A 24,617-nucleotide genomic window follows, 5' to 3' on the forward strand; every position below is an offset into this window, starting at 1 on the left:
ACCATGCCTGGCTGGACGGTTTGCGGCGGGAGCATTTCCCGGCGGAGCGCAACCAGCTCGACGCGCACCTGACGCTGTTCCACCACCTGCCACCGTCCGCTGTCGACGAGCTGAAGCACCGGCTGGTGGAGGAGACGCGCGGCGTTCCGGCCCCCCACGCGCGCATCGCCGGGCTGATGTCGCTCGGCCGCGGCGTCGCGTTCCGGATCGAGGTGCCCGAGCTGGTCGGCATCCGCGCGCGGCTCGCCGATGCGTTCGCACCGATGCTGACGCCGCAGGACGCCGGCGGTTGGCGCGCGCATGTCACCATCCAGAACAAGGTCGCACCCGCCACTGCCAAGCTGCTCCTCGCCGAGCTGCAGCGCGGCTTTACCCCCCGGCCGGTGGCGATCGCCGGCCTTGCCACCTGGTGGTATCGCGGCGGCCCCTGGGAGCCGCTCAGCCGCCACATGTTCGCTTGAACACCAAGTTTGCTTGACCGGCAAGTTTGCTTGACCGCTTCGGAGGCCGTTCCTATAGCCCGCCCCTCCCCAACGGGGCGGAGTAGCTCAGCTGGTTAGAGCACGGGAATCATAATCCTGGGGTCGGGGGTTCAAGTCCCTCCTCCGCTACCACGCGCAGGCGCCAGACGCGCTGACGCAGTTAGCGCGCAGAGTGCCAAGCGCGGCCGGCGTGGCCCGCCACGACCGACGACTCGGCTTTGCCGCGGCGCCCCCTCTCCCAACGCGCGCGCCACCCCGGACCTGCTACAAAGTCCCCACCGTCGGTCCCGAACAGCATCCTACGCGAACACTCCCCAGGGATCACACATGACCAGCATCGCGTCCGCCCGCGCCAGCGCCACCAGCGTCAGCCCGTGCGCGCGCGCATGGTCGACCGCCAGCGTCGTCGGCGCGGAGATGCCGACCAGCATCGCCACGCCGGCGATCAGCGCCTTGTCCACCATCTCGAAGCTCAGCCGGGAGGTGACCAGAATGAAGGCTGCCGTCTGGCCCGCCAGGGCCAGCGCGCCGATCAGCTTGTCGAGCGCGTTGTGCCGGCCGACATCCTCGTACGTCATCAGCACCCGCCCGTCCGCCGCGCACGCCGCCGCCGCATGGACCGCGCCGGTCAGGGCGTTGAGCGGCTGATGCCCGCGCAGCGCCACCTGGGCCGCGAACAACGCTTCGCGCGTCGCTGCGGGCCGTGCAGGGCGCCCGTCGACCGGCCGGCGCAGCTGCTCCAGCCCGGCGATGCCGCACAGCCCGCAGCTGGTGTCGCTGGTCCGGTGGCGCACCCGGTCGGCGATGCGGCCGCGGCAGCGCTCGGCCAGCGTGATCCGCAACACCCAGCCCGCGTCGCCCTCGAACGGCTCGGCGTCGATCACATCCGCCGGCCCGTCCGCCAGTCGCTCGGTGAGCATGAAGCCGACCGCGAACGCCGCCAGGTCGGCGGGCGTCATCATCATCACCGCATAGCCGAGCCCGTCCACCTCGACCGCGACCGGTGATTCCACCGGCAACGCCCGCTCGCCCGGCGTCATGCCCGTCGGGCGCAGGATCGCCGCGGGCTCGACCCGCGACGACGTCATGGCGCCACCAGGTCCTCGTCGGGGGTGAGCGCGTCCAGATCGGCGGGCGTGTTGATGTTCGCCAGCGCGACGGGGGAGGCGACCGGCAGCGCGCCGACGCTGCGCGCCCACCGGCCGACCGACCGGTCCGCACCCGACAGGTGCGCCATCAGCTGCGCGCCGAGCGCCGCCGGCCAGTGGCCGAGCACCGGCGCATCGACGCAATAGGCGGGCGCGCGCCGCAGCAGCGCCCCAATCAGCTCGGCCGGCGCACTGGGCATGTCGCAGCCGATCGTCAGCACCGAGCCGAACCCTTGCGACGCGGCGAAATCCAGCGCGCCGGCGATGCCGCCGAGCGGGCCAAGCCCCGGTTCCGGCAGGTCCGCGACCGCACCGCCGCTGCCGCCGACGATCACGATGCGATCGACGTGCTGGTGGATCAGCGCCGCCGCATGGTCCGCCAGGCTCCGCCCGTTCCAATGCGCCTGCGCCTTGTCCGTCCCGAAGCGCGACGAGCGGCCGCCCGCCAGCACCGCGCCGAGCACACCGCTCATGCCGCCCTCTCCAGCCGCACGGGGACGGTCTTGGCAGCGGGCACGTGGCTCTCCTTGGCGTGATGGGCGACCGGGATCAGCGGATTGCATTCGGGATAATAGGCGCCGACGCAGCCGCGCGGGATGTCATAGGCGACGACCCGGAGACCGGCGACGCGGATGTGGCCATTGTCGCCATGATCGCCGACCAGATCGACGGTGTCGCCATCGGCGAGCCCGTGCGCGGCGATGTCGGCGCGGTTCATCATCACCACCTGACGCGTGCCGCTGATGCCGCGGAAGCGATCGTGATAGCCGTAGATCGTCGTGTTGAACTGGTCGTTGGATCGGAGCGTCACCAGCCGCATCCGCCCCGCCGCCTCGTCGAAGCCGGTGGCGTTGAGCACCTCGGGCACGTTGAACTCGGCCCTGCCGCTCGCCGTCATCCATTGCCGGTGCGCGGCGGGGACGCCCTTCCAGAAGCCGCCGGGGACGTGCAGCCGCTCGTTAAAGCGGGCGAACTGGTCGGGGTAGGTCGCCTCGATCGCGTCGCGCACCAGGCCGTAGTCGGCGACCCACGCGTCCCAATCCACCTTCGGGTTGGGCGCGAGCGTCGCCTTCGCGAGGCCGCCGACGATCGCGGGCTCGCTCAGCAGCGTGTCGGCGGCGGGCTCGACCCGGCCGCGCGAGCCGTAGATGCGGCTGAACGAGTCCTCCATCGTCACCGTCTGCGAGCCGGTCTTCTGCCGATCCAGCTCGATGCGGCCGAGGCAGGGTAGGAGGTAGCAGGACCTGCCGGGCAGCAGGTGGGTGCGGTTGAGCTTGGTCGCGATGTGCACCGTCAGGTCGAGGTCCGCCCAGGCCGGCTCGGTGTTGCGATGGTCCGGGATGGCGCGCGCGAAATTGCCGCCGAGCCCGATGAACGCCCGCGCCTCGCGCTTCACCATAGCCTCGCACGCGGCGACCGTGTCCCAGCCCTTGGCGCGCGGCGGCTCGAAGCCGAACTGCCTGGCAAGCTGATCGAGGGGGACGAGCTCGGGCTTCTCGGTGATCCCGACGGTGCGCTGGCCCTGCACGTTGGAATGGCCGCGCACCGGCCCGAAGCCGGCGCCGGGCTTGCCGACATTGCCGCGCAGCAGCATCAGGTTCACGAGCATCTGCAGATTGGTGATGCCGTGGACGTGCTGCGTCAGGCCCATGCCGTAGACGCAGATCGCTGCCTTGGCCCGGGCATAGACCGCGCCCGCGCCTTCCAGCGCCGCGCGGGTGAGGCCGCTCTCATGCTCGATCGTCGCCCAATCGATCCCACGGGCGAACGCTGCGACCGCGTCATAGCCCTTGGTGTGCTGGTCGATAAAGGCCTGGTCGACGACGCGCGGGGCGCCGGTTTCCCGCGCAAGATCATCGAGATGGATAACGTGCTTCACCATTCCCAACAATGCGGCGATGTCGCCGCCCGCCTTCACCTGATGATATTGCGTCGCGATCTGCGTCGACCTGCCCGTCGCCATCTCGAACGGGTTCTGCGGGTCGGTGAAGCGCTCCAGGCCGCGCTCCTTCAGCGGATTGAAGACGATGATCTCCACCCCGCGCCTGGCGCAGGAGCGCAGCGGATGGAGGAACCGCGGGCTGTTCACGCCGGGATTCTGACCGAAATAGAAGATCGCGTCGCACTTCTCATAGTCGGTGAGCTGGATCGTGCCGACCGGCGAGCCGATGCACGCCTTCAGGCCCACGGACGTCGTCTCGTGACACATGTTCGACGAGTCGGGCAGGTTCGGGCAGCCGTACATCCGCGCAAACAGCGCGAACATGTAGCTAGTCTCCAGGCTGGCACGGCCGGAGGCGTACATGACGACCTTGGTGGGATCGCAGGTTTTCAGCTTCGCGCCGATGGCGGTGAAGGCTTCTTGCCACGATACAGCGACATAGCGGTCGCTGCTCGCATCGTACTTCATCGGGTGAGTCAGCCGTCCCGCCTGCTCCAGATCGTGGTCGGGCCACGTCCGTAGATCGGCGACGCTGTGCTCCCGGAAGAAGTCGGGCGTGACCCGGAAGCGCGTCAGCTCCCACGCGGTCGCCTTGGCGCCATTCTCGCAGAACTCGGCCGGATGGGGATGGGCGGGCTTTCCCCATGCGCAGCTGACGCACATGAAGCCGCCGGTCTTGTTCTGCCGCCCGAGCTCGCGCGCGGTCTCCGGCCCGGAGCGCTCGCGGATGCCGATCTCGGCGAGCCCCTGCATCGAGCCCCAGCCGCCGGCCGGACCCGTATACGCCTTGATCTCGATCTTCTCGCTCATGCCGGCCCAACGCCCGCGCGCGGCGACCGTGCCATGGAAAAGCGCGTTGCCGCAGCCTAGATCACGGGTCATTCGAAGGAACGACATGACCACCTACACTACGCGCATGCTGATCCTGGGCTCGGGCCCGGCCGGACTGTCGGCCGCTATCTATGGCGCGCGCGCCGGGCTCAAGCCGATCGTGGTGCAGGGCATCCAGCCGGGCGGGCAGCTGACGACCACGACCGATGTCGAGAATTATCCGGGCTTCGCGGACGTGATCCAGGGCCCCTGGCTGATGGAGCAGATGCAGAAACAGGCCGAGCATGTCGGCACCACGCTGCTGTGGGACACCATCACCGAGGTCGACCTGTCGCGGCGGCCCTTCCGCCTCGTGGGCGACGGCGGCGACACCTATCTCGGCGACGTGCTGGTGATCGCGACCGGCGCGCAGGCCAAATGGCTGGGGCTGGAGAGCGAGGAGGTGATGAAGGGCAAGGGCGTCAGCGCCTGCGCTACCTGCGACGGCTTCTTCTACCGCGGCAAGAAGGTGGCGGTGATCGGCGGCGGCAACACTGCGGTCGAGGAGGCGCTGTATCTCACCAATCACTCGCCCGACGTGACGCTGATCCACCGCCGTGACAGCTTGCGGGCGGAACGCATTCTGCAGGAACGGCTTTTCGCGCATCCCGGCATTACGGTGCGGTGGAACAAGGAGGTGCGGGAGTTCGTCGACGGCGGCGGCACGGCAGGGCTCACCGCGCTGGTGCTGGAAGACACGGTGACCGGCGAGCATACGCGGCTGGACGTGGACGGCGGCTTCGTGGCGATCGGCCATCACCCCGCGACCGAGCTGTTCCGCGGGCATCTTGACCTGGATCATGACGGCTACATCGCGGTCGAGACGGGCTCGACACGTACCAGCGTGCCGGGCGTGTTCGCGTGCGGTGACGTCGCCGACAAGATCTACCGCCAGGCGGTGACGGCGGCGGGGACGGGCTGCATGGCGGCGCTGGACGCCGAACGGTTCCTGCAGGCGGCGGAGTTCGCGGAGCTGGCCGAGGCGGCGGAGTAGCTCAGCCGAGTGTCGCGCGGATCGCCGCCTCCAGCGCCTCGGCGTCGCCCGCACGCGCGAAGCTGTGCGACGCGGTGTCGATCGTCACTACCTTCGCGGTGATCCCGAGATCCTTCACCGCATCGGCATAGGCGATCGCGGTCGCATCGCCGGACGCCAGCACGATCGTGGCGTCGCACTCGCGCAGCGCGTCGGCGAACCGGCGGGCGAGCGAGGGATCGGACGGTATCTTGAGAACGGCCCGTAACCCGCGCGCGAGCTTGGCTAAATCCACGCCGCCTCGCGCCAGCCGCCGCCACTCGCCGGGTCGTCGCAGCCGTTCGGCGTAGCGCGCGCGGATCGCCGCGGGCGGAGGGAGTCCGTCCGGCTCCCGCTCGACGACCCAGGGATTGGCGAGCACCATTGCATCCACGCCCGCCGCCTGCCCGAACAGCGCCAGCGCCGTTGCCGCATCGCAATTGCCGAAGCCCATAAGCCGGCGCATCCGTGGCGCCTCGGTCCGGAATGCCGCCGCCGCCGCCGCGATGTCCGGGGCCCTGGTCGCCCAGCCGCCATTCGCGCCCGCCGAATCGCCGACGCCCCGCCGATCGAAGCGGAACACCGGCCAGCCCGCGGCCGCCAAGCGCGTCGCCAGCAGCGCCATGCCCCGATGCGCCCCCATCCGCGGTTCGTTGCCGCCCGAGACGATCAGCAGGCCCGTCGTGCCGTCCGCCGGATCGAGCGAGCCGACAAGCGTTTCGCCCTCGCAGGGAAAGGCGATCAGCCGGCGCAAGCTGCCATCCATTCGGCGATGTCGGCTGCAAGCCGCTCGGCCAGCTGGATATCGTTGTCTGGTTCGGCCCGCCGCCACAGCGCCGGGCCATCGACGTGCATGTCCGCCCCACGCGGATCGGACGAGAGCCGCACGACCCGTGCGTCTTCGCGATGGCGAGCAGTCGCCAGGTCGCCGACCAGCGAGCGGGTGAGCATGTTGCCGGCGATGTCGATCTCGTCGCCTTCGAGTGCGCCGCCGTTCACCCGCGTCAGCTCCCGGATCAGCTCTGCGCCGGACTGCGGCGCGAACAGCCAGCACGGCCGGTCATCGCAGACCAGCGCCCCGCTCCGGATCGCGAGGACATGCGTGCCCGGGGCGGTTTCCAGCGCGGCGCGCAGGTCGCACAGCTTCGCCGCGTTCGTCGCGACGGCACTCTCGCCCTGGCCCGGCAGCTCGGGCAGCACGCCGCCGATGCCCCGGGCCGCCAGCGCGCGGAGGATGCTCGCCCCGAACGCGCGCGTCCGGTTCGCCTCCTCGAACAGCGGCAGCGCCAGCACGGCGACCGGACCATCGTCCGGTCCGAAGCGCAGCATCGGCTCGCGCCCGCCGGCCCATATGTAGCGGTCGATGCGCGGGCCGGCGTCCACCGGCCCCCGCCTACACCAGCGCCTTGTGCGCGGCGAAGGCGCTGAGCGCGCCGAAGGTCGCGAGCATCTCGCCGTCGACCTCGTCGTCCTCGATCGTGATGCCCAGCCGGTCCTCCAGCTCGGTCAGCAGGCCGGCCACCGCCATCGAATCGAGCTCCGGCAGCGTCCCGAACAGCGGCGTCGCGGCGGTGAAGCCGGCGACCCGCTCGGGCGCGAGGCCCAGCACGTCGGTGAGCACGCCGCGCACCGCGCGGTCGACATCGGGCTGTCCATCAAGCGTCAAGGCCGGCTTCTTCGCAGTTGCAACCGGCGCGCGTCCTACGGGCTGGGGGTGAAATGGGCAACGGTTCGGCGCTATGGCGGCGGCGATGATCCCGCCCGATCCCGCGCCGCGCCCGATCGATCATGTGCTGCGCGGCGCGCCCGACGACGCGGCGCTGATCGATCGCGCGGGCGCGATGACCTTCGCCGAAGCCGAAGCGGCGGTCGGGGCGATCGCGGCCTGGCTGGCGGGGCAGGGGCTCGATCCCGGCGACCGGGTGGCGAGCTGGCTGCCGAAGACGCGCACCGCCTGCCTGCTGCCGCTCGCCGCGCCGCGCGCCGGGCTGGTGCACGTGCCGGTCAACCCGGCGCTGCGCCGCGCGCAGGTGGCGCACATCCTGGCGGACAGCGGCGCGGGGCTGCTGGTGACGCAGCCCGCGCGCGCGGCGACGCTGGAAGCGGGGGACGTGTCGGCGGGATGCGTCGTTGTGGCGGAAGATGCCGTTCCACTCGACGCGGGGGACTGGCTGGACAAATCGCGGGCCGATCCCGACGCGCTGGCCGCGATCCTGTATACTTCCGGTTCCACCGGGCGGCCCAAGGGCGTCATGCTGAGCCACGCCAATCTGTGGCTCGGCGCGGTCGCGGTGGCGCATTATCTGCGGCTCGCGCCCTCCGATCGCGTGTTGGCTGTGCTGCCCTTGTCCTTCGATTATGGGCAGAATCAGCTTTTTTCCACCTGGTATGCCGGGGCGAGCGTCGCGCCGCTCGATTACCTGGCGCCGCGCGATGTCGTGAAGGCGGTGGAGCGCGTCGGCGCGACGACGCTCGCCGGGGTGCCGCCGCTCTGGGTGCAGCTGGTGGAGACGGAATGGCCGGACGCGGCCGCCGCCCGGCTGAAGCGGCTCACCAATTCCGGCGGCGCGCTGACGCCGCGGCTGGTGCGAGGTTTGCGCGAACGGTTCCCGGCTGCTGATATCTACGCGATGTACGGCCTCACCGAAGCGTTCCGCTCGACCTATCTCGATCCGGCGCTGATCGACGCCCATCCCGACGCGATCGGGCGCGCGATCCCGTTCGCCGAGGTGGTCGTGGCGCGCGCCGACGGCAGCCGCGCCGCGCCGGGCGAGCCGGGCGAGCTGGTCCATGCCGGGCCGCTGGTCGCGCAGGGCTATTGGCGCGACGCGGCGCGGACCGCGCAGCGTTTCCGCCCCGCGCCGGTCTGGTCGGTAAGCGGCGGGACGGCGGTGTGGTCGGGCGATACGGTGGTGGAGGGCGAGGAGGGCCTGTTGCGCTTCGTCGGGCGCGACGACGAGACGATCAAATCCGCCGGCAACCGCATCAGCCCGACCGAGGTGGAGGAGGCGGTGCTTGCCGGCGGCGAGGCGCGCGAGGCGGTGGCGCTGGGTGTGGCTGACCCCCGGTTGGGCCAGGCGATCGCAGTGGTGCTGGCGGGCGACCCGGCGCGCGAGCCGGCGCTGCGGGCGCGGCTGCGGACCGAGCTGCCGAGCTTCATGCAGCCGCAACGCTACGAGTGGCGCGACGCCCTGCCGCGCAACGCCAACGGCAAGCTGGATCGGGCGGGGGTGCTAGCGAGCCTTGATCCTTCCCGGGACGGGGAGGAGCTATGAAGCCGCTCGGTCCGTTGCCGCCCGAATATGCGGCGCAATCCGGCGAGCTGCGGATCGGCGGGCGTCCGGCGGAAAGCTGGGCGGCCGAGGCCGGCACCACGCCGCTGTTCGTCTACGACTTCGCGATCGTTGCCGCGCGCATCGCGCGTTTCCGGGCCGCGATGCCGGCCGGGCTCGGCCTGCATTACGCGATCAAGGCCAACCCCTTCCCGCCGCTGGTCGCCGCGATCGCCCCGCTGGTCGACGGGCTGGACGTCGCCTCGCGCGGCGAGATGGTGCGGGCGCTGACCGTCGCGCCGGCGCGCGCGCTCAGCTTCGCCGGCCCCGGCAAGCGCGACGACGAGCTGGCGGCGGCGATCTCGGAGGGCGTCACCCTCCATCTGGAATCGGACGGCGAGGCGGACCGCGCGCTGGCGATCGCCGACCGGCTCGGCGTGGCGCCGCGACTGGCGGTGCGCGTCAATCCCGACCTGGAGCTGCGCGGGGCCGGAATGCGGATGGGCGGGCGGCCGTCGCCGTTCGGGGTCGATGCCGAGCGCGCGGCGGCGCTGGTCCGGCGGCTGCGCGCGGCGGGCGCGGACTGGCGGGGCTGGCATTGCTATGCCGGCTCGCAGTCGCTGGACACCTTGGCGCTGATCGAGGTGCAGGCGGCGACAGTCGCGCTGGCCGGCCGTTTGTCTGACGAGGCGGGTGCGACGCCGCCGCTCGTCAATCTGGGCGGCGGCTTCGGCGTCCCTTATTTCGCGGGCGACCGGCCGATCGACGTCGAGGCGATCGGCGTGGGGCTGGTGGACGCGCTCGACCGCCGCGCCGGGAGCCTCGCCGACAGCGCCTTCGCGCTGGAGCTCGGCCGCTGGCTGGTGGGCGACGCGGGCGTCTATCTCACCCGCGTCGTCGACCGGAAGGAGAGCCGGGGCGAGACCTTCCTGGTCGTCGACGGCGGCCTTCATCACCAGCTCGCCGCCTCGGGCAATTTCGGCACGGTGGTGAGGCGCAACTATCCCGTCGCGGTCGCCGGCCGGATGGGCGCGCCCGCGGACGATCCCGTGTCGGTGGTGGGCTGCCTCTGCACCCCGCTCGACCGGCTGGCCGACCGCGTGCAGTTGCCCCGCGCCGGGCCGGGCGACCTCGTCGCGATCTTCTGCGCGGGCGCCTACGGGCTCACCGCCAGCCCGGCGGCGTTCCTCGGCCACCCGCCGGCGGCCGAGCTGCTGGCCAACGCCTAACGCTATCTTTACCCGTATTGCGATAGCCGACGCCGGATCGTGCGGTTGCCGTTGCCGCCGCCAGGAGGTGTCCGCATGATGATCGCCCGTCCCGCCCTCGCGCTCGGCCTCGCCGCGACCGCGCTCGGCGCCTGCGCCGGCGGGGGGGCGCGCGACGCGCTGCCGCCCGCCTCCTATGTCGCGGCCAAGGAGCAGCCGGGCGAGGAATATGTCATCGGCCCGCTCGACCAGCTCAACGTCTTCGTGTGGCGCAACCCGGAGCTGTCGGCGAAGGTGCAGGTCCGCCCGGACGGCCGCATCACCACGCCGCTGGTCGCCGACATGCCCGCGGTCGGCAAGACGCCGGCGATGCTCGCGGACGACATGAAGAAGGCGCTCGGCGAGTACGTGAAGGACCCGATCGTCCAGGTGATCGTGGAGAACTTCTCCGGCACCAACTCGCAGCAGGTCCGCGTGGTCGGCGCGACGGAGAAGCCGGCCTCGATCCCGTATCGCGCCAACATGACGCTGCTCGACGCGATGATCGCGGTCGGCGGCCTGTCGCAATATGCGGCGGGCAACAAGGCGAAGCTGGTCCGCTACGATCGCGACACCGGAAAGCAGCAGGAATATCAGCTGCAGATCGCGCGCCTGCTGAAGCGCGGCGATTCCTCCGCCAACGTCCGCCTCGCGCCCGGCGACGTCATCATCATCCCCGAATCGATGTTCTGAGAGCGATGTCGTTCGATCGGCTCTCGCCGGCCCGTCCAGCTTTGCTGGAGCAGGAACCGTGAACGGTCTTTATGACGAGGCGCGCCTCGCGCTGCACGCGATCTGGACGCGGCGCTGGCTGGCGCTCGCCGTCGCCTGGGGCGTGTGCGTGCTCGGCTGGCTGGTGGTAAGCTGGCTGCCCAGCCGCTACGAGAGCCACGCGCGCGTCTTCGTGCAGATGCAGCAGATCCTGCCCGCGACCATGAACGCGCCGGCGCAGGACACCACCCGCGACATCGACCGGGTGCGGCAGACGCTGGTGTCGGCGGTGAACCTCGAAAAGGTGGTCCGCGGCACCGATCTCGCCAACACGGTCGCCAGCGACCGCGACGTGGCGGACCGGGTCGCTGCGCTGGCGCTCAGCATCAAGGTGACGGCGCAGCAGGATAATCTGTTCGAGATCGTCACCGCGCAGCCGACGCCCAAGCTGGCCCGCACCGTGACGCAGAAGCTGATCGACATCTTCGTCGAGCAGAACCTCGCCGGCGACCGGACGCAGACCGCGCAGTCGCTGCGCTTCCTCGACCAGCAGCTCGCCGCTCGGCAGAAGCAGCTGGCGGACGCCGACGCGAAGCGCGCCGATTTCCAGAACCGCTATCTCGGCGCGCTGCCCGGCACCGGCTCGGTCGCCGACCGGATCGGCGCCGCGCGGTCCCAGATGGCGCAGGTCGACGGCGATCTCGCCGCCGCACAGTCCGCGTTCGCCGCGGTGCAGGGGCAGCTGGCGTCGACGCCGCGCGAGATTGCCGGCGCAGGCGGTGCGGCCACGCTCGGCCCGGCGCGCGCCCGGCTCGCGGCGGTGCAGGGCCAACTCGCCGATGCGCGCGCGCGAGGCGATACGGAGAACCACCCGGACGTGATCGCGCTCAAGGGCCAGCTCGCCGCCGCCACCGCCGCCGCGCGGGGCGAACCGGCGGGCGGCGGGGGCGGGGGACAGCCCAATCCGCTCTACCTCTCGCTCCAGTCGATGTTCGCCGACAAGCAGGCCGCCGTCGCCGCGCTGCGCATCCGCAAGGCGCAGCTGCAGGGCGACCTGGACCAGCTCAACAGCAAGCTCGCCGGCGATCCGGGCGTCGCCGCCGAGCAGGGCCGGATCGAGCAGGACTCGCAGGTGCTGAAGGATCAATACGACCAGCTGCTCGCCCAGCGCGAGCAGCTCGCGCTGCGCGGCCAGGCGCAGAGCCAGACCGATCAGGTCAAGTTCTCGGTCATCGACCCGCCCACGACGCCGCGCACGCCCGCCGCGCCCAACCGGCTGCTGCTGCTGACCGGCGTGCTGATCGCGGGGCTGGCGGCGGGGATCGGTGCGGCGTTCGCGGCCGGCCAGCTGCGCCAGACCTTCCCCACCGCGCCGCGGCTGGCGCGCGCCTCGGGCATGGTCGTGCTGGGCCAGGTCGGCGAGATGGTGACGCGCGCGCAGGCCGAGCATCGGCTGCGGCGGCTGAAGCTGTTCGCGAGCGGCGCCGGCGGGCTGTTCGCCGCGTTCGTGCTGCTGCTCGGCGTCGAGCTGCTGCAGCGGGGGCTGGCGGCATGAGCGCGACCGCCCGCCGCGAACCGTCGCTCCTGGAGCGCGCCGCCAACGTCTATGCCCTGCAGCCGCGCCGTGCCGCACCGGCACCGGCAGGCGACGCGCCGACGCTCGGCGCGATCCCGGCCGAGTTCCTGGCCCGTCCCGGCGAGGACGAGGATCATTTCACGCTGCCGGAGCCTGCACCCGATGCCGCCGCGGCCATCGACCGGGGCCTGCTCGCGGAGCGGGGGATGATCGTGCCCGGCGCGCCGATCGGCCCGCTCGCGGAGGAGTTCCGCCTCATCAAGCGCCAGCTGTTCGTCACGCGCCAGCGGCTGGAGGCGAACGGCGACGCCGAAGCGGCGCGCACCGTGCTCGTCTGCTCGGCGCGGCCCGACGAGGGCAAGACCTTCTGCGCGATCAACCTGGCGCTCTCGATCGCGGCGGAACGCGACACCGAAGTGCTGCTGGTCGACGCCGATGTCGCCAAGCCCGACGTGCGCCGGCGGTTGGGCCTGCAACCCGGCCCGGGCCTGCTCGATGCGTTGCTCGACGTCGATACCGATCCCGAGACGCTGGTGGTCCGCACCGACGTGCCGCATCTGTCGGTGCTGGGCGCGGGCGCCAAGACGGCGGCCGATACCGAGCTGCTCGCCAGCGCGCGCACCCGCACGGTGCTCGCGCGCCTGCTCGCCGCCAATCCGCGCCGCATGATCATCTTCGATTCGCCACCCGCGCTCGCCGCATCGCCGGCGGCGGTGCTGGCGATGCTGGTCGGGCAGGTGATGATGGTGGTGCGGGCCGATCGCACGCCCGAGAGCGAGGTGCAGGCGGCGGTGAAGCTGCTCGACGGCTGCGCGCATATCGGCCTCGTCCTCAACAGCGTCACCTTCGTCGCGGACCGGCATCGCTTCGGCAGCTATTACGGCCAGGACAGGCCCGCATGACCCGGCTCGCCCGGATCGGCGCGGTGCTCCTGCTCGCCGCCGCGCCCGCCGCCGCGCGCGATCACGGGCGTGCCCAGGTCGTGCCCTATATCGAGCTCGGCCAGACGGCCGCCGCCGACCTGAACAGCGGCGACGTGCTGACCTGGACCTCCGTCGCCGCCGGCGTCGACGCGCGCGTCGATGCTCCGCGCGCGACCGCGCAGCTGTCCTACCGCTATGAGCGCCAGATCGCCGAGAGCGGCGGGCTGAGGGATCAGGACAGCCATTCCGGCCTCGCCCGCGCGGAGGTGCGCGTCACGCCCAACCTGACGCTCGACGCCGGCGCGCTCGCCACCCGCACGCACGCGGACGGCGGCGGCGGCGCGGCGCGGCTGTTCGCGCCCGGCGAGCGCGACACCAGCCTGGTCTATGCCCTCTATGCCGGCCCGAGCTTCGCGGCGCGGTTCGGCCCCGTCGCGCTCGCCGCCGCCTATCAGATCGGCTACACCAGGGTCGACGCGCCGCGCTTCGACGGGCTCGCGCCCGGCCCGCCGCGCGGCGGGTATTTCGACGACTCGCTCGGCCAGTCCGCCACGGCGTCGGCCGGCATCGCGCCGCGCGCGGTGCTGCCCGTCGGGCTGACGGCGAGCGCCGGCTGGTTCCAGGAACGCGCCGGCCAGCTCGGTCAGCATTATGACGACCGGTTCGGCCGCGGCGACGTGCTTGCGCCGATCTCCGCCAACGTCGCGATCGCCGGCGGCGTCGGCTACGAAGCGGTGACCACCAGCCAGCGCGACCCGCTGCTCACCGCCGCCGGCGCGCCGTTGCTCGACCCGAACGGCCGTTTCCGGACCGATCCGAACGGCCAGCGCCGGATCACCTACCGCACCGACGGCCTCTATTATGACGCGGGGGTCGTCTGGCGGCCGAACCGGCGCACGTCGGTCGCCGGCTATGCGGGCCGCCGTTATGGCAGCGGCAGCTATACCGGCGCGATCAGCTGGCAGGCGTCGCCGACCGTCGGCTTCGCCGCACAGGTCTATGACAGCGTCACCACCTTCGGCCGTCAGCTGCGCACCGGCATCGACAATCTGCCGACCAGCTTCATCGCGACGCGCGACCAGTTCGCGCAGGCGTTCAACGGCTGCACCTTCGGCACCAGCGGCGCGGCGCCGGGCGGGTGCCTGGACGGCGTGTTCCAGTCGGTCACTGCCGCCAGCTACCGCGCCCGCGGGGTCGACGCGGTGCTGAGCGCGACGCGCGGGCCGTCCACCTACGGCGTCGGCGCGGGCTATGCGAATCGCAAGCTGTTCGCGCCGGTGCAGGTGACGGGTGCCAGCATCTATGGCCGCGAGGACCAGAGCTGGTACGCCGACCTGTTCCTTCACCGCGCGCTGTCGCCCGTGTCGGGCGTCGACGCGACCGCCTTCTTCGACGATTACGACCCGGCGCAGCCCGGCGCCGACGACGTGCTGTCGACGGGTGCGACGGCGAGCTACTATCATGATTTCGGCCGGCTCGGCACGACCGCGGCGCTCGGGCTCTATGCCTTCCGGACCGGCGGGGGCGACGAGACGGCGTTGCGCGGCCAGGCGACGGTCGGCGCGCGCTACAGCTTCTGAAAGGGTCCCGAACGATGTACGAAGACCATTGGGGGCTGACGGACCGGCCGTTCCAGCTGACGCCCGATCCGCGGTTCTGGTTCGAGACGGCGACGCACCGCAAGGCGATGGCCTATCTCGGCTATGGCCTGCAGCAGGGCGAAGGCTTCGTGGTCGTCACCGGCGAGGTCGGCGCGGGCAAGACGACGCTGATCGCGCACCTGCTCGAACAGGTGGACCCGCAGGACCTGCGCGTCGTCCGGCTGGTCTCGACCGCGATCGACGCCGCCGATCTGCTCCGCAGCGTCGCGACGCAGCTCGACGTCGATCCGGCAGGGCTGGAGAAGGCGCAGCTGCTGACCGCGATCGAGCGCGGCCTCCACGCCGTCGCGCGCAGCGGCCGCCGCACGCTGCTGGTCGTCGACGAGGCGCAGGCCTTGCCCGTCGCCGCGCTGGAGGAGCTGCGCATGCTCTCCAACTTCCAGGCGGGCGGGCACGCGATGCTGCAGATCGTGCTGGTCGGCCAGCCCGAGTTCCGCGACCGATTGCACGGCGCCGACGCGCTGGAGCAGCTGAGCCAGCGGGTGATCGCGATCCATCATCTCGACCCGATGGCGGAGGGTGAGGTCGCCGATTACATCGCGCATCGGCTGTCGCTCGTTGGCTGGCGCGGGCGGCCGGACTTCGCCGCCGACGCGTTCCCGGCGCTGCACGCGGCGTCGGGCGGCATCCCGCGCCGGCTGAACCTGCTCGCGAATCGCGTGCTGCTGCACGCGGCGGTGGCGGGCGAGGAGCTGATCGGCGCGGCGACGGTGGCGGCGGTGCGCGCGGACATGGCGGCGGACCTGCCGACGAGCTCGCGTTCGCCGGTCGACCTGCCCCGCGACGTCGCACCCATCGCTGATCGGCTTGCGGTCGATCCGTCTCCGGCCGAAGCGGCGCCCGCGCCGCCGGCCGATGCCGCGCCGCTCTTCGACGCGCGCATCGCCGAGCTGGAAGCGCGACTGGAGGCGCAGGACGCGGCGCTGCGGCGCGTGCTGACGCTGCTGGTGGACTGGGTCGAGGCCGAGCCCGCCGGGGCGGCCCGCGCGCGTGCGGCCTGAGCCGAACCTCCGTCCCGCGCCCGTGCTCAACGGCCTGTCGGTCGACGTCGAGGACTGGTTCCAGGTCGGCGCGTTCGAGCGGGTCATCGCGCGCGCCGATTGGGATCGGCTCGATCCCCGCGTCGAGCGCAACACCGACGCGGTGCTGGCGCTGTTCGCCGAGAGCGGCGTGCAGGCGACCTTCTTCACGCTCGGCTGGGTGGCGCATCGCCATCCGGCGCTGATCCGCCGGATCCTCGCCGCGGGCCACGAGGTCGCCAGCCACGGCTGGGATCACCGCCGCATCTTCACCATGGACGCCGTGCAGTTCCGCGCCGATCTGGGCCGCGCCGGCACCGCGATCGAGGATGCGGGCGGCGTCGCCGTCACCGGCTATCGCGCGCCCAGCTTCTCGCTCGACGCGCGCACGCCCTGGGCGCATCCGGTGCTGGCGGAGGCGGGCTACCGCTACTCCTCCAGCGTCGCGCCGCTGCGCCACGACCATTATGGCTGGCCCGAAGCGCCGCGCTTCGCGTTCCGGCCGCTCGCCGACGCCGATCTGATCGAGCTGCCCGTCACGGTGGCGGAGATCGCCGGGCGGCGCGTGGCGACGGGCGGCGGCTTCTTCCGCCTGCTGCCCGCCGCGCTGACCGACTATGCGGTCCGGCAGGTCAACGCGGCAGGCGAGCCGGCGATGTTCTATTTTCACCCGTGGGAGATCGACCCCGCCCAGCCGCGCGTCGGCGATGCGCCGCTGCGGTCCAAGCTGCGGCACTATGCGCGCCTCGGCGCGATGGCGGACAAGCTGCGCGGGCTGATCGCGCGGCACCGCTGGGGCCGGGTGGACGAGGTGGTGGAAGGTCTGGCCATCTCCGACCGCTTCCCGCCGGGGAGGCGAGCAAGGGCGTGACGGCACCGCTCCTCAGCACGCCACTCGGCATTCGCGCGGCGGACCTGCGCGATGCGGGCGAGGCGGCGCGCATCGATGCGTTCGTTCGCGACCAGCCGGGCGCGACGCCATTCCACCTCACCGCCTGGAGCCGCGCCGTCGAGGCGGGTTGCCGCCAGCGCGCGCGCTACCTGGTCGCCGAGCGCGGGAACGGCGCGATTGCCGGCGTGCTGCCGCTGACCGAGATGCGCTCGGTGCTGTTCGGGCGGGCGCTGGTGTCGACCGGCTTCGGCGTCGGCGGCGGCGTGCTCGGGGACGCGCTGGAACCGCTCGCGGCGGGCGCATCGGACCTGGCGCAGCGGCTCAACTGCCCCTCGGTGGAGCTGCGCGGCGGCGAGGCGCCGGCGGGCTGGGCGGTGGACGACGCGACCTATGTCGGCTTCGCCCGCCCGCTCGCCGCCAGCGACGACGCGGAGCTCGCCGCGATCCCGCGCAAGCAGCGCGCCGAGGTGCGCCGCGCGCTCGGCGGCGAGCTGGAGGTGACGGTCGGCCGCGACGCGGCGGCGCTCGCCGAGCATCATCGCGTCTACGCGGAGTCGGTCCGCAATCTCGGCACGCCCGTCTTCCCGGCGGCGCTGTTCCGGGCCGTGGCGGCGAGCATGGACGCCGACATCCTCACCGTCCGGCACCGCGGCCGCGCCGTCGCGTCGGTCCTGAGCCTGTATGCCGGCGGGACGGCGTATCCCTATTGGGGCGGCGGCACGCGGGCGGCGCGCGGGCTGCGCGCGAACGAGCTGATGTATTTCGCGCTGATGGGCCATGCGCGGGCGCGCGGCTGCATGCGGTTTGACTTCGGCCGATCCAAGGCGGGCACCGGCGCGGCGGCGTTCAAGAAGAACTGGGGCTTCGCGCCCGCGCCGCTCCGCTATGCCCGCCGCAGCGACGGGCCGGCGCGCGCGGTGAATCCGCTCGATCCGAAATACGCGCTGATGGTGCGGACGTGGCAACGACTGCCGCTGCCGCTCGCCACCGCGCTCGGCCCGTGGATCGCGCGGGGGCTGGGGTGAGCGACATCCTGTTCCTTGCCCATCGCGCGCCCTACCCACCGGATCGGGGCGACCGCATCCGCAGCTACCACGTCCTCAGGCACCTCGCGGCGCGCGCGCGCGTCCACCTCATCGCCTTCGTCGACGAGCCGATCGATATGTCGCCGTTGCAAGCGGTGACCGCGAGCTGCACGATCGTCCCGCGCCGGAAGCGCCGCGCGCGCGCGACATTGGAAGCGCTGGCGACCGGCCGGCCGGTGTCGCTGACCGCGTTCGACGATCCGGCGATGCGCACGGCCGTCGCCGCCGCGCCGCGGGCCGATGCGATCTACGCCTTTTCGGGTCAGATGGCGCAGTATCTGCCCGCGCAGGGGCCGCGGGTGGTGATGGACTTCGTCGACGTGGACTCGGCCAAGTTCGCCGCCATGGCCGAGGCCGCTGCGCCGCCGTTGCGCCCGATGCTGCGCCGCGAGGCACGCCTGCTCGGCGCGTTCGAGCGCGCGGTCGCGGCGCGCGCGGACGCGAGCCTGTTCGTCACCGCCGCCGAGGCCGAGCTGTTCCGGCGCGGCGGTGGAGAGGGGCGGATCGCGGTGGTCGAGAACGGCATCGACGCCGCCCGTTTTGCGCCCGACGCCGCCTTCGCGCGCGTGGCCGACGCCGGGCCGCTGATCGTCTTCACCGGCCAGATGGATTACCTGCCCAACGTCAACGCCGTCGCGTGGTTCGCGCGCGAGGTGCTGCCGCCGGTGCGCCGCGTCCGGCCCGACGCGCGGTTCGCGATCGTCGGGCGCGCGCCGACGGCGGCGGTGCGCGGGCTGGCGCGACTGCCCGGCGTGGTCGTGACCGGCGCGGTGTCGGACGTGCGCGGCTGGCTGGCGGCGGCGGCGGTGTGCGTCGCCCCGCTCCGGCTCGCGCGCGGGGTGCAGAACAAGGTGCTGGAGGCGATGGCGATGGCGCGCCCGGTGATCGCCTCGCCGGCCGCCGCCGAGGGCATCGACCATGGCGGCACGGTGACGGTCGCCGACGGAGCGGAGCGATGGGCGGAGGTGGTCTCGACGGCCCTCGCCGATCCCGCAGCCGCCGAGGTGCAGGGCGCGGCCGCTTGCGCGCGTGTCGCTGCGCGCTACGCTTGGCCCGCGCGCCTCGCGCCGCTCGACGCACTGCTTGGGCTCGACCAGCCCACCAGGGCGGCCGCATGACCTCCCTGTCGTCATCCCCACGCAAGCGGGGACCCAGCTCCTTCGCGCGGGTGATGGGTCCCCGCTTGCGTGGGGATGACAGCGTGGGTGCGTGGCGCTCCTACCTGAGCGTTCTCGCCGCGGCCGGCGGCGTCATCTTGCTCCTCTTCCGCCATGACGTCGCCGATCTCGCGCATCTGTGGTGGACCAGCACGACCTTCGGCCACTGCCTCTTCATCGGCCCGGTCGTCGCGTGGCTGGTATGGCAGCGGCGGGCGGCGCTGGCGCAGCTGACACCCGTCGCCTGGGCGCCCGGGCTGGCGCTGGTCGCGGCGGGCGGAGCCGTCTGGCTGGTCGGCGACGCGGCGTCCGCGGCGGTGCTGCGCCAGTTCGGCCTGCTCTTCATGGTCGAGGGTGCGGTCGTGACGCTGCTCGGCCCGGCGGTCGCGCGCGGGCTGTTTTTCCCGCTCGCCTATGCCGTGTTCCTCGTGCCGTTCGGCGAGGGGCTGGAGACGCCGCTGCAGGCGGTCACCGTCGCGCTCGCGCTGCCGCTGCTCCACTTGGTCGGGGTGCCGGCGAGCGTCGACGGCGTCATCATCCATGCCGGCCGCCACTGGTTCGAGGTCGCCGAGGCCTGCTCGGGCGACAAGTTCGTGCTCGCGATGGTCGCGTTCGGGGTGCTGGTTGCGCAGCAATGCTTCGCCGGCTGGCGGCGGCGCGCGCCGTTCCTGCTCGCCTGCGTCGTCGTGCCCGTGCTCGCCAACGGGGTGCGCGCGTTCGGCACGATCTGGGCGGCCGAGCTGACCTCGGTGCCGGCCGCGACCGGGTTCGACCACATCGTCTATGGCTGGCTGTTTTTCGCCGCCGTCATGGCGGCGGTGGTCGCGCTCGCCTGGCGCTGGTTCGATCGCGCGCCCGACGCCCCCGCCTTCGATCCCGCCGCGCTGCAAGGACCCGTGCGCCACCGGCTCGATCCGCCGCTCGCGGCGTGCCTGACGCTCGCGCTCGCCGCTGCCTTTCCCGCCTGGAGCGCCGCGGCGAACCGCCCCGCGCCGCTGCCGCCGCGGGTCGAGCTTCCCGCCATCCCCGGCTGGACACGCGCGCCGCTCTCCGCCCGTGCGTCATGGCAGCCCTGGCACCCGGGCGCGGACCACACGCTGATCGGCCGCTATGTCGACGCGCGCGGGCAGGCGGTCGACCTCGCCGTCGCCGTGTTCGCCCGTCAGCGCGAGGGCGCGGAGCTCATCAGCTTCGGCACCGGCGTGCTGCGCGAGGAGGACCGCTGGTTCCGCGTCGCCGACCTGTCGCCGCTCGCGGGCGGCGAAAGCCTGCGCATCCGCGCGCCCGGCCCGGTGGAGCGGATCGTCGCCAGCTGGTATGAGGTCGGCGATGTCGCGACGGCCGATCCCATTCGCGTGAAGCTCGCCACCGCCGCCGCGCGCCTGCTCGGCCGCTCGCCGCGCGCGATCGCCGTCCATCTGTCGGCGGAGGTCGCGCCGGGGCAGGCGCCGCAGGCGGCGATCGTCCGCTTCCGCCGCGCGCTCGGGCCGCTGCCGCACGCCGCCGGCCTGCCCTAGCCATGTGCGGCATCGCCGGCCTGTTCCATCCGGGCGTCGCCAAGCCGGTCGATCCCGCCCGCGTCGCGCGCATGACCGCGGCGCTGGCGCATCGCGGGCCGGACGGGGAGGGGGTATGGACCGCGCCTGGCGTCGGCTTCGGCCACCGCCGCCTGTCGATCATCGATGTCGCGGGCTCGCCGCAACCGATGCACGACGGCGCGCTGACCGTCACCTATAATGGCGAGATCTACAATTTCGCTGAGCTCCGCGCCGAGCTGGCGGAGCAGGGCGCGCGCTTCCGCACTGCCGGCGACACGGAGGTGCTGCTCCACGGCTGGCGTGCCTGGGGGCCGGCGCTGCTCGACCGGCTGAACGGCATGTTCGCCTTCGCGCTGCATGACGCGGACGCGCAGACGCTGTTCCTCGCGCGCGACCGGCTGGGCGTGAAGCCGCTCTATCATGTCGAGCTGGCCGATGGCGCGATCGCCTTCGCCTCCGAGCTGAAAGGGCTGCTCGCGCACCCGCTCGTGCGCCGCGTGCCGGATCTCAGCGCGGTCGAGGATTACCTCGCCTGGGGCTATGTGCCCGATGACGCGTGCATCGTCGCTGGCGTGCGCAAGCTCGGGGCCGGGCAGTTCCTGCTGATCGAGCGCGGCAAGCCCGTGCCGGCGCCGCGCCGGTGGTGGCAGCCGAGCTTCGCCGATCGTGCGCGCGGCTCGGCAAATGCGCTGGCGGGCGAACTGACCGAGCGGCTGCGCGCCGCGGTCCGCAGCCGCATGGTTGCCGACGTGCCGCTCGGGGCGTTCCTGTCCGGCGGCGTCGACAGCTCGGCGGTGGTGGCGCTGATGGCGGAGGTCTCGGCCAAGGCCGTCACGACCTGCACGATCGGCTTCGACGAGGCCGGGCATGACGAACGCCGCCATGCCGACGCGGTCGCGCGCCGCTTCCACACGGATCATCGCACCCGCATCGTCCGCCCCGACGATTTCGCGCTGATCGATACGCTGGTCGACGCCTTCGACGAGCCGTTCGCCGATGCCAGCGCGCTCGCCACCTATCAGGTCGCCGCGCTTGCCCGGGAGACGGTGACGGTGGCGCTGTCGGGCGACGGCGCGGACGAGGCGTTCGCGGGCTATCGTCGCCAGCGTTTCCAGGCGCGCGAGGAACAGGCGCGGGCGTTCCTGCCCGCGGGCCTGCGCCGGGCCGCCGGTGTGCTCGGCGCGGCCTATCCCAAGGCCGACTGGGCGCCGCGGCCGCTGCGCGCCAGGGCGACGCTGCTTGCCCTCGCGGCCGAGGGCGACGAGGCCTATGCGCGCGCGGTCGGCGTCACCCCGCCCGACCTGCGCGCGCGGCTCTTCTCACCCGATGCGCGCCGGCAGCTCGCCGGCCATCGCGCCGAGGACGCCTGGATCGCCGCGATGCGCGACGCGCCTGCGCGCGATCCGCTCGACCGCGCGCAATATGCCGATCTCACGCGCGGGCTCCCGGGCGGCATCCTGACCAAGGTCGATCGCGCCAGCATGGCGGTCGGGCTGGAGGCGCGCGAGCCGCTGCTCGACCATCGCCTGGTCGAGTTCGCCGCGACGCTGCCCGTCGCCATGCGCCTGCGCGGCCAGCAGGGCAAATGGCTGCTCAAGCGCGCGCTGCGCCCGTTCCTGCCGCGCGAGATCCTCTACCGGCCGAAGATGGGATTCGTGACGCCGGTCGCCGCCTGGTTCCGCGGCCCGCTCGCCGAAGCCGCCGCCGCGCTGCCGCGCTCGCGGATGCTCGCCGATACGGGCTGGTTCGATCTGGCGGTCCTCGCCGATCTCGCCGCCCAGCACCGCGCCGGCCGCGCCGATCACGGCCGGACGCTATGGCAGTTCGTGATGCTGGAGAAGAGCCTGACGCGCGTCTTCGGCTGACGCGCCTAGCGCAGCTTGGCGATGTTCAGCCCGTCCTGCTTGGCACGATCGCGCACCGACTCCTCGCTGCGCTTGAGCGCCTTGGCGATCGCCTTCAGCGCCATGCCCTTCTTGGCGAACCCGTGCAGCTTCTGCAGCTCTTCCGCCGTCCAGGGCTGGCGGTGGCGTTCGAACGTATCGCCTTTCGCCATCAGCGGGTGATCCCGCGCATCCACAGGTCGAACAGCTCGGGCCAGCGCGAGCCCGGTAGCGCGCGGGGCAGGTAGGCAGGACCGAAGCCGTGCCCGCCCTGCTGGAAGAAGTGGGCCTCGACCGGCACCCGTTCCTCCCGACAGGCCTGCATCATGGCGATGGGCGACGCGGCAGGAACAACAGGATCGTCGAGCGCATGGACGATGAACACCGGCGACGTGTTGCGGTCGACCCGATGTGAGGCGTCGAACCGCGCCGACGGGTATTTGCCGACCCGCATCAGTTCGCCCGATGTCTCGGGATAAATCAGCCCGGCGAAGGCGGGCTTGGCCTCCAGTTCGTCGGCGCCGTCGACGCGGGCGTAGACCGGGTCCATCCACGCCACCGCCAGGCTGGCCGCGAGCAGCCCCCCTGCCGAGAAGCCGACGCAGCCGATCTTCGCCGAGTCGACGCCGAACCGGGCCGCGCCCGCGCGGATCAGCCGCATCGCGCGCTGCCCGTCCTGCAGCGGCACGTCCTCCGGCTCCAGCCAGCCCTGGCCGGGCAGGCGATAGCCGAGCACGAACACCGTCACGCCCAGCGGCGCGAACGTCCGCGCGACGTTGATCCCTTCATTCTCGATCGAGATGAACTGATACCCGCCGCCCGGGATCGCCAGCAGCGCCCGCCCGTCCGGCCGTGCGGGACGATAGACGCCGACGACGGGATCGGCGACGCCGGTCAGGTGAAGCTCGCGCCGCGGCGGGTCGCCCGAGACGGTCGAGACCGCTGCGGGCAGGCGGCGCGGCGCGTTCGGGATGCGTCCGGCCGGCCAGAGCGTGAACGACTCGGCGGGCGGCCACATCGTCGTGGCGCCGGTTGCCGCGTCCTGTGCGCCGGCCGATGCCGCGAGCGTCACCCCGACCGCGCCCGCCACCACCGTTCGCCGGTCCAGCCCCTCAGTCATGGAACACCGCCGTCGCCGCGTGCAGCGTCAGCGCGACGAGGCACAGGGTGGAGAGCAGGAACAGCGCGAAGCGGACGATCACGCGGTTGAACGTCGCCTGCACCAGGCTATGCGCGATCCGCAGGCCCACATAGCCCCAGGCGAGATAGACGTTCAGCGGGAACGCCGTGCCCGTGAACGCGATCACGAACGCGACCGCGTAGAAAATGGTCGGCTGCTCGGTCAGGTGGTTGTAATTGTGCGCTTTCCACTGCGCCCTGGCGGGCAGGACCCCGTCCGCGTCGGCGCCCTTGCCGCCGACCAGCTTGCGCAGGTTGACCCCCGCCGCCTTCATCGCCGGCAACCGCGTCCCCACCGCCCAGACCAGCATCACCAGCGTCCAGGCGATCAGCACGACCACCGGCTTCAGGATCTCGCTCTGCATCGCCGTCTCTCCCCGCCGTGATGCTGCCCGATCGACGGCAGGACGGCAATGGGCGCTCAGGCCTGCTCGATCGCCATGATCTCGATCGCGTCGGCCCGGCCGGCGAAATCGGCCCGGTCGCCCACGCCCGCGCCGATCAGCGCCCGCGCGAGCGGCGCCTGGAAGCCGACCAGCCCGGCGGGGGGGTCGGCCTCGTCGCCGCCGACGATCGTGACGCTCCGCTGCCGTCCGTCGAGCCGGATCGTCACCCGGGAGCCGATGCCGATCCCGTCGGGCGGCGGCGGCGGCGCGACCTCGGCGGTGGCGCGGCGCGTCCGCCAGTAGCGCAGGTCGCGCAGCAGCGCCGGGCGCGACGCCTCGTCGCCATGCGCAGCCGCAGCCTCCAATTCCGCGATCTTCGCCTCGATCAGCGTCAGCCCGCGCGCCGTGACCAAGTTCGGCCCCGGCGCGATCGGGATTTCGAACGTCGGCTCCTTATGCTCGTCATCGCTCTCGCGCCGGAAGGCGACGCTCACGCGAACAGCTTCGCCCAGCGGCGCTCCGGCCGATCCTTCCAATGCCCGCGATGATAGGCGTCGCTCGCCAGCAGCGGCATCACCGAGCCGGCCTCGGCGAACACCATCTGCTCGATGCCGGTGTTGACCTTGCCCCAGCT

The 24,617-nt window shown here is 72.5% G+C and carries 24 protein-coding genes, 1 tRNA gene and 1 pseudogene; 15 read left to right on the forward strand and 11 right to left on the reverse strand.

What is annotated here, in order from left to right:
- A partial coding sequence (locus tag ACFE64_RS09445) for a 2'-5' RNA ligase family protein (RefSeq protein WP_375392212.1) occupies positions 1 to 461 on the forward strand: 461 nt, incomplete at its 5' end.
- Positions 462 to 537: 76 nt separating this feature from the next.
- Positions 538 to 614, forward strand: a tRNA-Met gene (locus ACFE64_RS09450).
- 167 nt (positions 615 to 781) lie between these two features.
- Here the strand turns inward: ACFE64_RS09450 and fdhD are convergent.
- The 3 genes from fdhD to ACFE64_RS09465 are packed head-to-tail and all read right to left on the reverse strand — an operon-like array spanning position 782 to position 4,382.
- Positions 782 to 1,570, reverse strand: a complete 789-nt coding sequence (fdhD, locus tag ACFE64_RS09455; RefSeq protein WP_375392213.1) for a formate dehydrogenase accessory sulfurtransferase FdhD — start codon at positions 1,568 to 1,570, stop codon at positions 782 to 784.
- Positions 1,567 to 2,103: a molybdenum cofactor guanylyltransferase gene (locus ACFE64_RS09460; protein WP_375392214.1), complete on the reverse strand. Its 537-nt coding sequence runs from the start codon at positions 2,101 to 2,103 to the stop codon at positions 1,567 to 1,569. Before ACFE64_RS09460 ends, fdhD begins: the two co-directional genes overlap by 4 nt.
- The gene (locus ACFE64_RS09465) at positions 2,100 to 4,382 is read right to left on the reverse strand and encodes an FdhF/YdeP family oxidoreductase (protein ID WP_375392215.1); all 2,283 of its coding nucleotides are present in this window, start codon (positions 4,380 to 4,382) and stop codon (positions 2,100 to 2,102) included. Before ACFE64_RS09465 ends, ACFE64_RS09460 begins: the two co-directional genes overlap by 4 nt.
- 85 nt (positions 4,383 to 4,467) lie before the next feature.
- Between ACFE64_RS09465 and trxB the strand changes: the two genes are divergently transcribed.
- Positions 4,468 to 5,436: a thioredoxin-disulfide reductase gene (gene trxB / locus ACFE64_RS09470; RefSeq protein WP_375392216.1), complete on the forward strand. Its 969-nt coding sequence runs from the start codon at positions 4,468 to 4,470 to the stop codon at positions 5,434 to 5,436.
- A gap of 1 nt (position 5,437) precedes the next feature.
- Here trxB and ACFE64_RS09475 read toward each other — a convergent pair whose 3' ends face one another.
- From ACFE64_RS09475 to ACFE64_RS09485, 3 genes are read right to left on the reverse strand one after another with little or no spacing between them, the layout of a single operon-like run.
- The gene (locus ACFE64_RS09475; RefSeq protein ID WP_375392217.1) at positions 5,438 to 6,208 is read right to left on the reverse strand and encodes a hydrolase 1, exosortase A system-associated; all 771 of its coding nucleotides are present in this window, start codon (positions 6,206 to 6,208) and stop codon (positions 5,438 to 5,440) included.
- Positions 6,196 to 6,837 (reverse strand): hypothetical protein, encoded by a 642-nt coding sequence (locus tag ACFE64_RS09480; RefSeq protein WP_375392218.1) that lies wholly within the window; start codon positions 6,835 to 6,837, stop codon positions 6,196 to 6,198. The genes ACFE64_RS09475 and ACFE64_RS09480 overlap by 13 nt, the downstream gene beginning before the upstream one ends.
- A 10-nt stretch (positions 6,838 to 6,847) precedes the next feature.
- Entirely contained in the window at positions 6,848 to 7,120 is a 273-nt protein-coding gene (locus ACFE64_RS09485) for an acyl carrier protein (RefSeq protein WP_375392219.1), read from the reverse strand.
- An 85-nt stretch (positions 7,121 to 7,205) separates the two neighbouring features.
- Here ACFE64_RS09485 and ACFE64_RS09490 point away from each other — a divergent pair, with 85 nt between their 5' ends.
- From ACFE64_RS09490 to ACFE64_RS09545, 12 genes are all read left to right on the forward strand, one after another.
- Positions 7,206 to 8,729, forward strand: a complete 1,524-nt coding sequence (locus ACFE64_RS09490; protein ID WP_375392220.1) for an acyl-CoA ligase (AMP-forming), exosortase A system-associated — start codon at positions 7,206 to 7,208, stop codon at positions 8,727 to 8,729.
- Entirely contained in the window at positions 8,726 to 9,955 is a 1,230-nt protein-coding gene (locus tag ACFE64_RS09495) for a pyridoxal-dependent decarboxylase, exosortase A system-associated (protein ID WP_375392221.1), read from the forward strand. The genes ACFE64_RS09490 and ACFE64_RS09495 overlap by 4 nt, the downstream gene beginning before the upstream one ends.
- 75 nt (positions 9,956 to 10,030) lie before the next feature.
- A complete protein-coding gene (locus ACFE64_RS09500; protein ID WP_375392222.1) occupies positions 10,031 to 10,666 on the forward strand; it encodes an XrtA/PEP-CTERM system exopolysaccharide export protein in 636 nt (211 codons plus the stop codon).
- A gap of 58 nt (positions 10,667 to 10,724) precedes the next feature.
- Positions 10,725 to 12,239 carry an XrtA system polysaccharide chain length determinant gene (locus tag ACFE64_RS09505; protein WP_375392223.1) on the forward strand — a complete coding sequence of 505 codons (1,515 nt, stop codon included), beginning with the start codon at positions 10,725 to 10,727 and terminating at the stop codon, positions 12,237 to 12,239.
- Positions 12,236 to 13,162 carry an AAA family ATPase gene (locus ACFE64_RS09510; RefSeq protein ID WP_375392224.1) on the forward strand — a complete coding sequence of 309 codons (927 nt, stop codon included), beginning with the start codon at positions 12,236 to 12,238 and terminating at the stop codon, positions 13,160 to 13,162. The genes ACFE64_RS09505 and ACFE64_RS09510 overlap by 4 nt, the downstream gene beginning before the upstream one ends.
- Entirely contained in the window at positions 13,159 to 14,763 is a 1,605-nt protein-coding gene (locus tag ACFE64_RS09515) for a hypothetical protein (protein ID WP_375392225.1), read from the forward strand. The genes ACFE64_RS09510 and ACFE64_RS09515 overlap by 4 nt, the downstream gene beginning before the upstream one ends.
- A 14-nt stretch (positions 14,764 to 14,777) precedes the next feature.
- Positions 14,778 to 15,845: an ExeA family protein gene (locus tag ACFE64_RS09520; RefSeq protein WP_375392226.1), complete on the forward strand. Its 1,068-nt coding sequence runs from the start codon at positions 14,778 to 14,780 to the stop codon at positions 15,843 to 15,845.
- A 22-nt stretch (positions 15,846 to 15,867) separates the two neighbouring features.
- Positions 15,868 to 16,734: an XrtA system polysaccharide deacetylase gene (locus ACFE64_RS09525; protein WP_375392227.1), complete on the forward strand. Its 867-nt coding sequence runs from the start codon at positions 15,868 to 15,870 to the stop codon at positions 16,732 to 16,734.
- Positions 16,731 to 17,780 carry a FemAB family XrtA/PEP-CTERM system-associated protein gene (locus ACFE64_RS09530; RefSeq protein WP_375392228.1) on the forward strand — a complete coding sequence of 350 codons (1,050 nt, stop codon included), beginning with the start codon at positions 16,731 to 16,733 and terminating at the stop codon, positions 17,778 to 17,780. Before ACFE64_RS09525 ends, ACFE64_RS09530 begins: the two co-directional genes overlap by 4 nt.
- Positions 17,777 to 18,958 carry a TIGR03087 family PEP-CTERM/XrtA system glycosyltransferase gene (locus ACFE64_RS09535; RefSeq protein ID WP_375392229.1) on the forward strand — a complete coding sequence of 394 codons (1,182 nt, stop codon included), beginning with the start codon at positions 17,777 to 17,779 and terminating at the stop codon, positions 18,956 to 18,958. The genes ACFE64_RS09530 and ACFE64_RS09535 overlap by 4 nt, the downstream gene beginning before the upstream one ends.
- An 83-nt stretch (positions 18,959 to 19,041) precedes the next feature.
- A complete protein-coding gene (gene xrtA, locus ACFE64_RS09540) occupies positions 19,042 to 20,514 on the forward strand; it encodes an exosortase A (protein ID WP_375392230.1) in 1,473 nt (490 codons plus the stop codon).
- Between the two features lie 2 nt (positions 20,515 to 20,516).
- On the forward strand, positions 20,517 to 22,400 hold the full coding sequence (locus ACFE64_RS09545) for an XrtA/PEP-CTERM system amidotransferase (RefSeq protein WP_375392231.1): 1,884 nt from the start codon (positions 20,517 to 20,519) through the stop codon (positions 22,398 to 22,400).
- 5 nt (positions 22,401 to 22,405) lie between these two features.
- On the opposite strand, the gene ACFE64_RS09550 is transcribed toward ACFE64_RS09545, so the two are convergent.
- The 5 genes and pseudogenes from ACFE64_RS09550 to ACFE64_RS09570 all read right to left on the reverse strand — a co-directional run.
- Positions 22,406 to 22,591, reverse strand: a complete 186-nt coding sequence (locus tag ACFE64_RS09550; protein WP_375392232.1) for a hypothetical protein — start codon at positions 22,589 to 22,591, stop codon at positions 22,406 to 22,408.
- Positions 22,591 to 23,538 carry an alpha/beta hydrolase gene (locus ACFE64_RS09555; RefSeq protein WP_375392233.1) on the reverse strand — a complete coding sequence of 316 codons (948 nt, stop codon included), beginning with the start codon at positions 23,536 to 23,538 and terminating at the stop codon, positions 22,591 to 22,593. The genes ACFE64_RS09550 and ACFE64_RS09555 overlap by 1 nt, the downstream gene beginning before the upstream one ends.
- The gene (locus ACFE64_RS09560; RefSeq protein ID WP_375392234.1) at positions 23,531 to 23,962 is read right to left on the reverse strand and encodes an MAPEG family protein; all 432 of its coding nucleotides are present in this window, start codon (positions 23,960 to 23,962) and stop codon (positions 23,531 to 23,533) included. Before ACFE64_RS09560 ends, ACFE64_RS09555 begins: the two co-directional genes overlap by 8 nt.
- A 56-nt stretch (positions 23,963 to 24,018) precedes the next feature.
- Positions 24,019 to 24,477 (reverse strand): GreA/GreB family elongation factor, encoded by a 459-nt coding sequence (locus ACFE64_RS09565; RefSeq protein ID WP_375392235.1) that lies wholly within the window; start codon positions 24,475 to 24,477, stop codon positions 24,019 to 24,021.
- Positions 24,474 to 24,617, reverse strand: a pseudogene (locus ACFE64_RS09570) (deoxyhypusine synthase); the annotation flags it as partial. The pseudogene ACFE64_RS09570 and the gene ACFE64_RS09565, both read right to left, overlap by 4 nt.

Origin of the sequence: uncultured Sphingomonas sp., assembly GCF_964250165.1 — a bacterium.
Lineage (GTDB): Bacteria > Pseudomonadota > Alphaproteobacteria > Sphingomonadales > Sphingomonadaceae > Sphingomonas.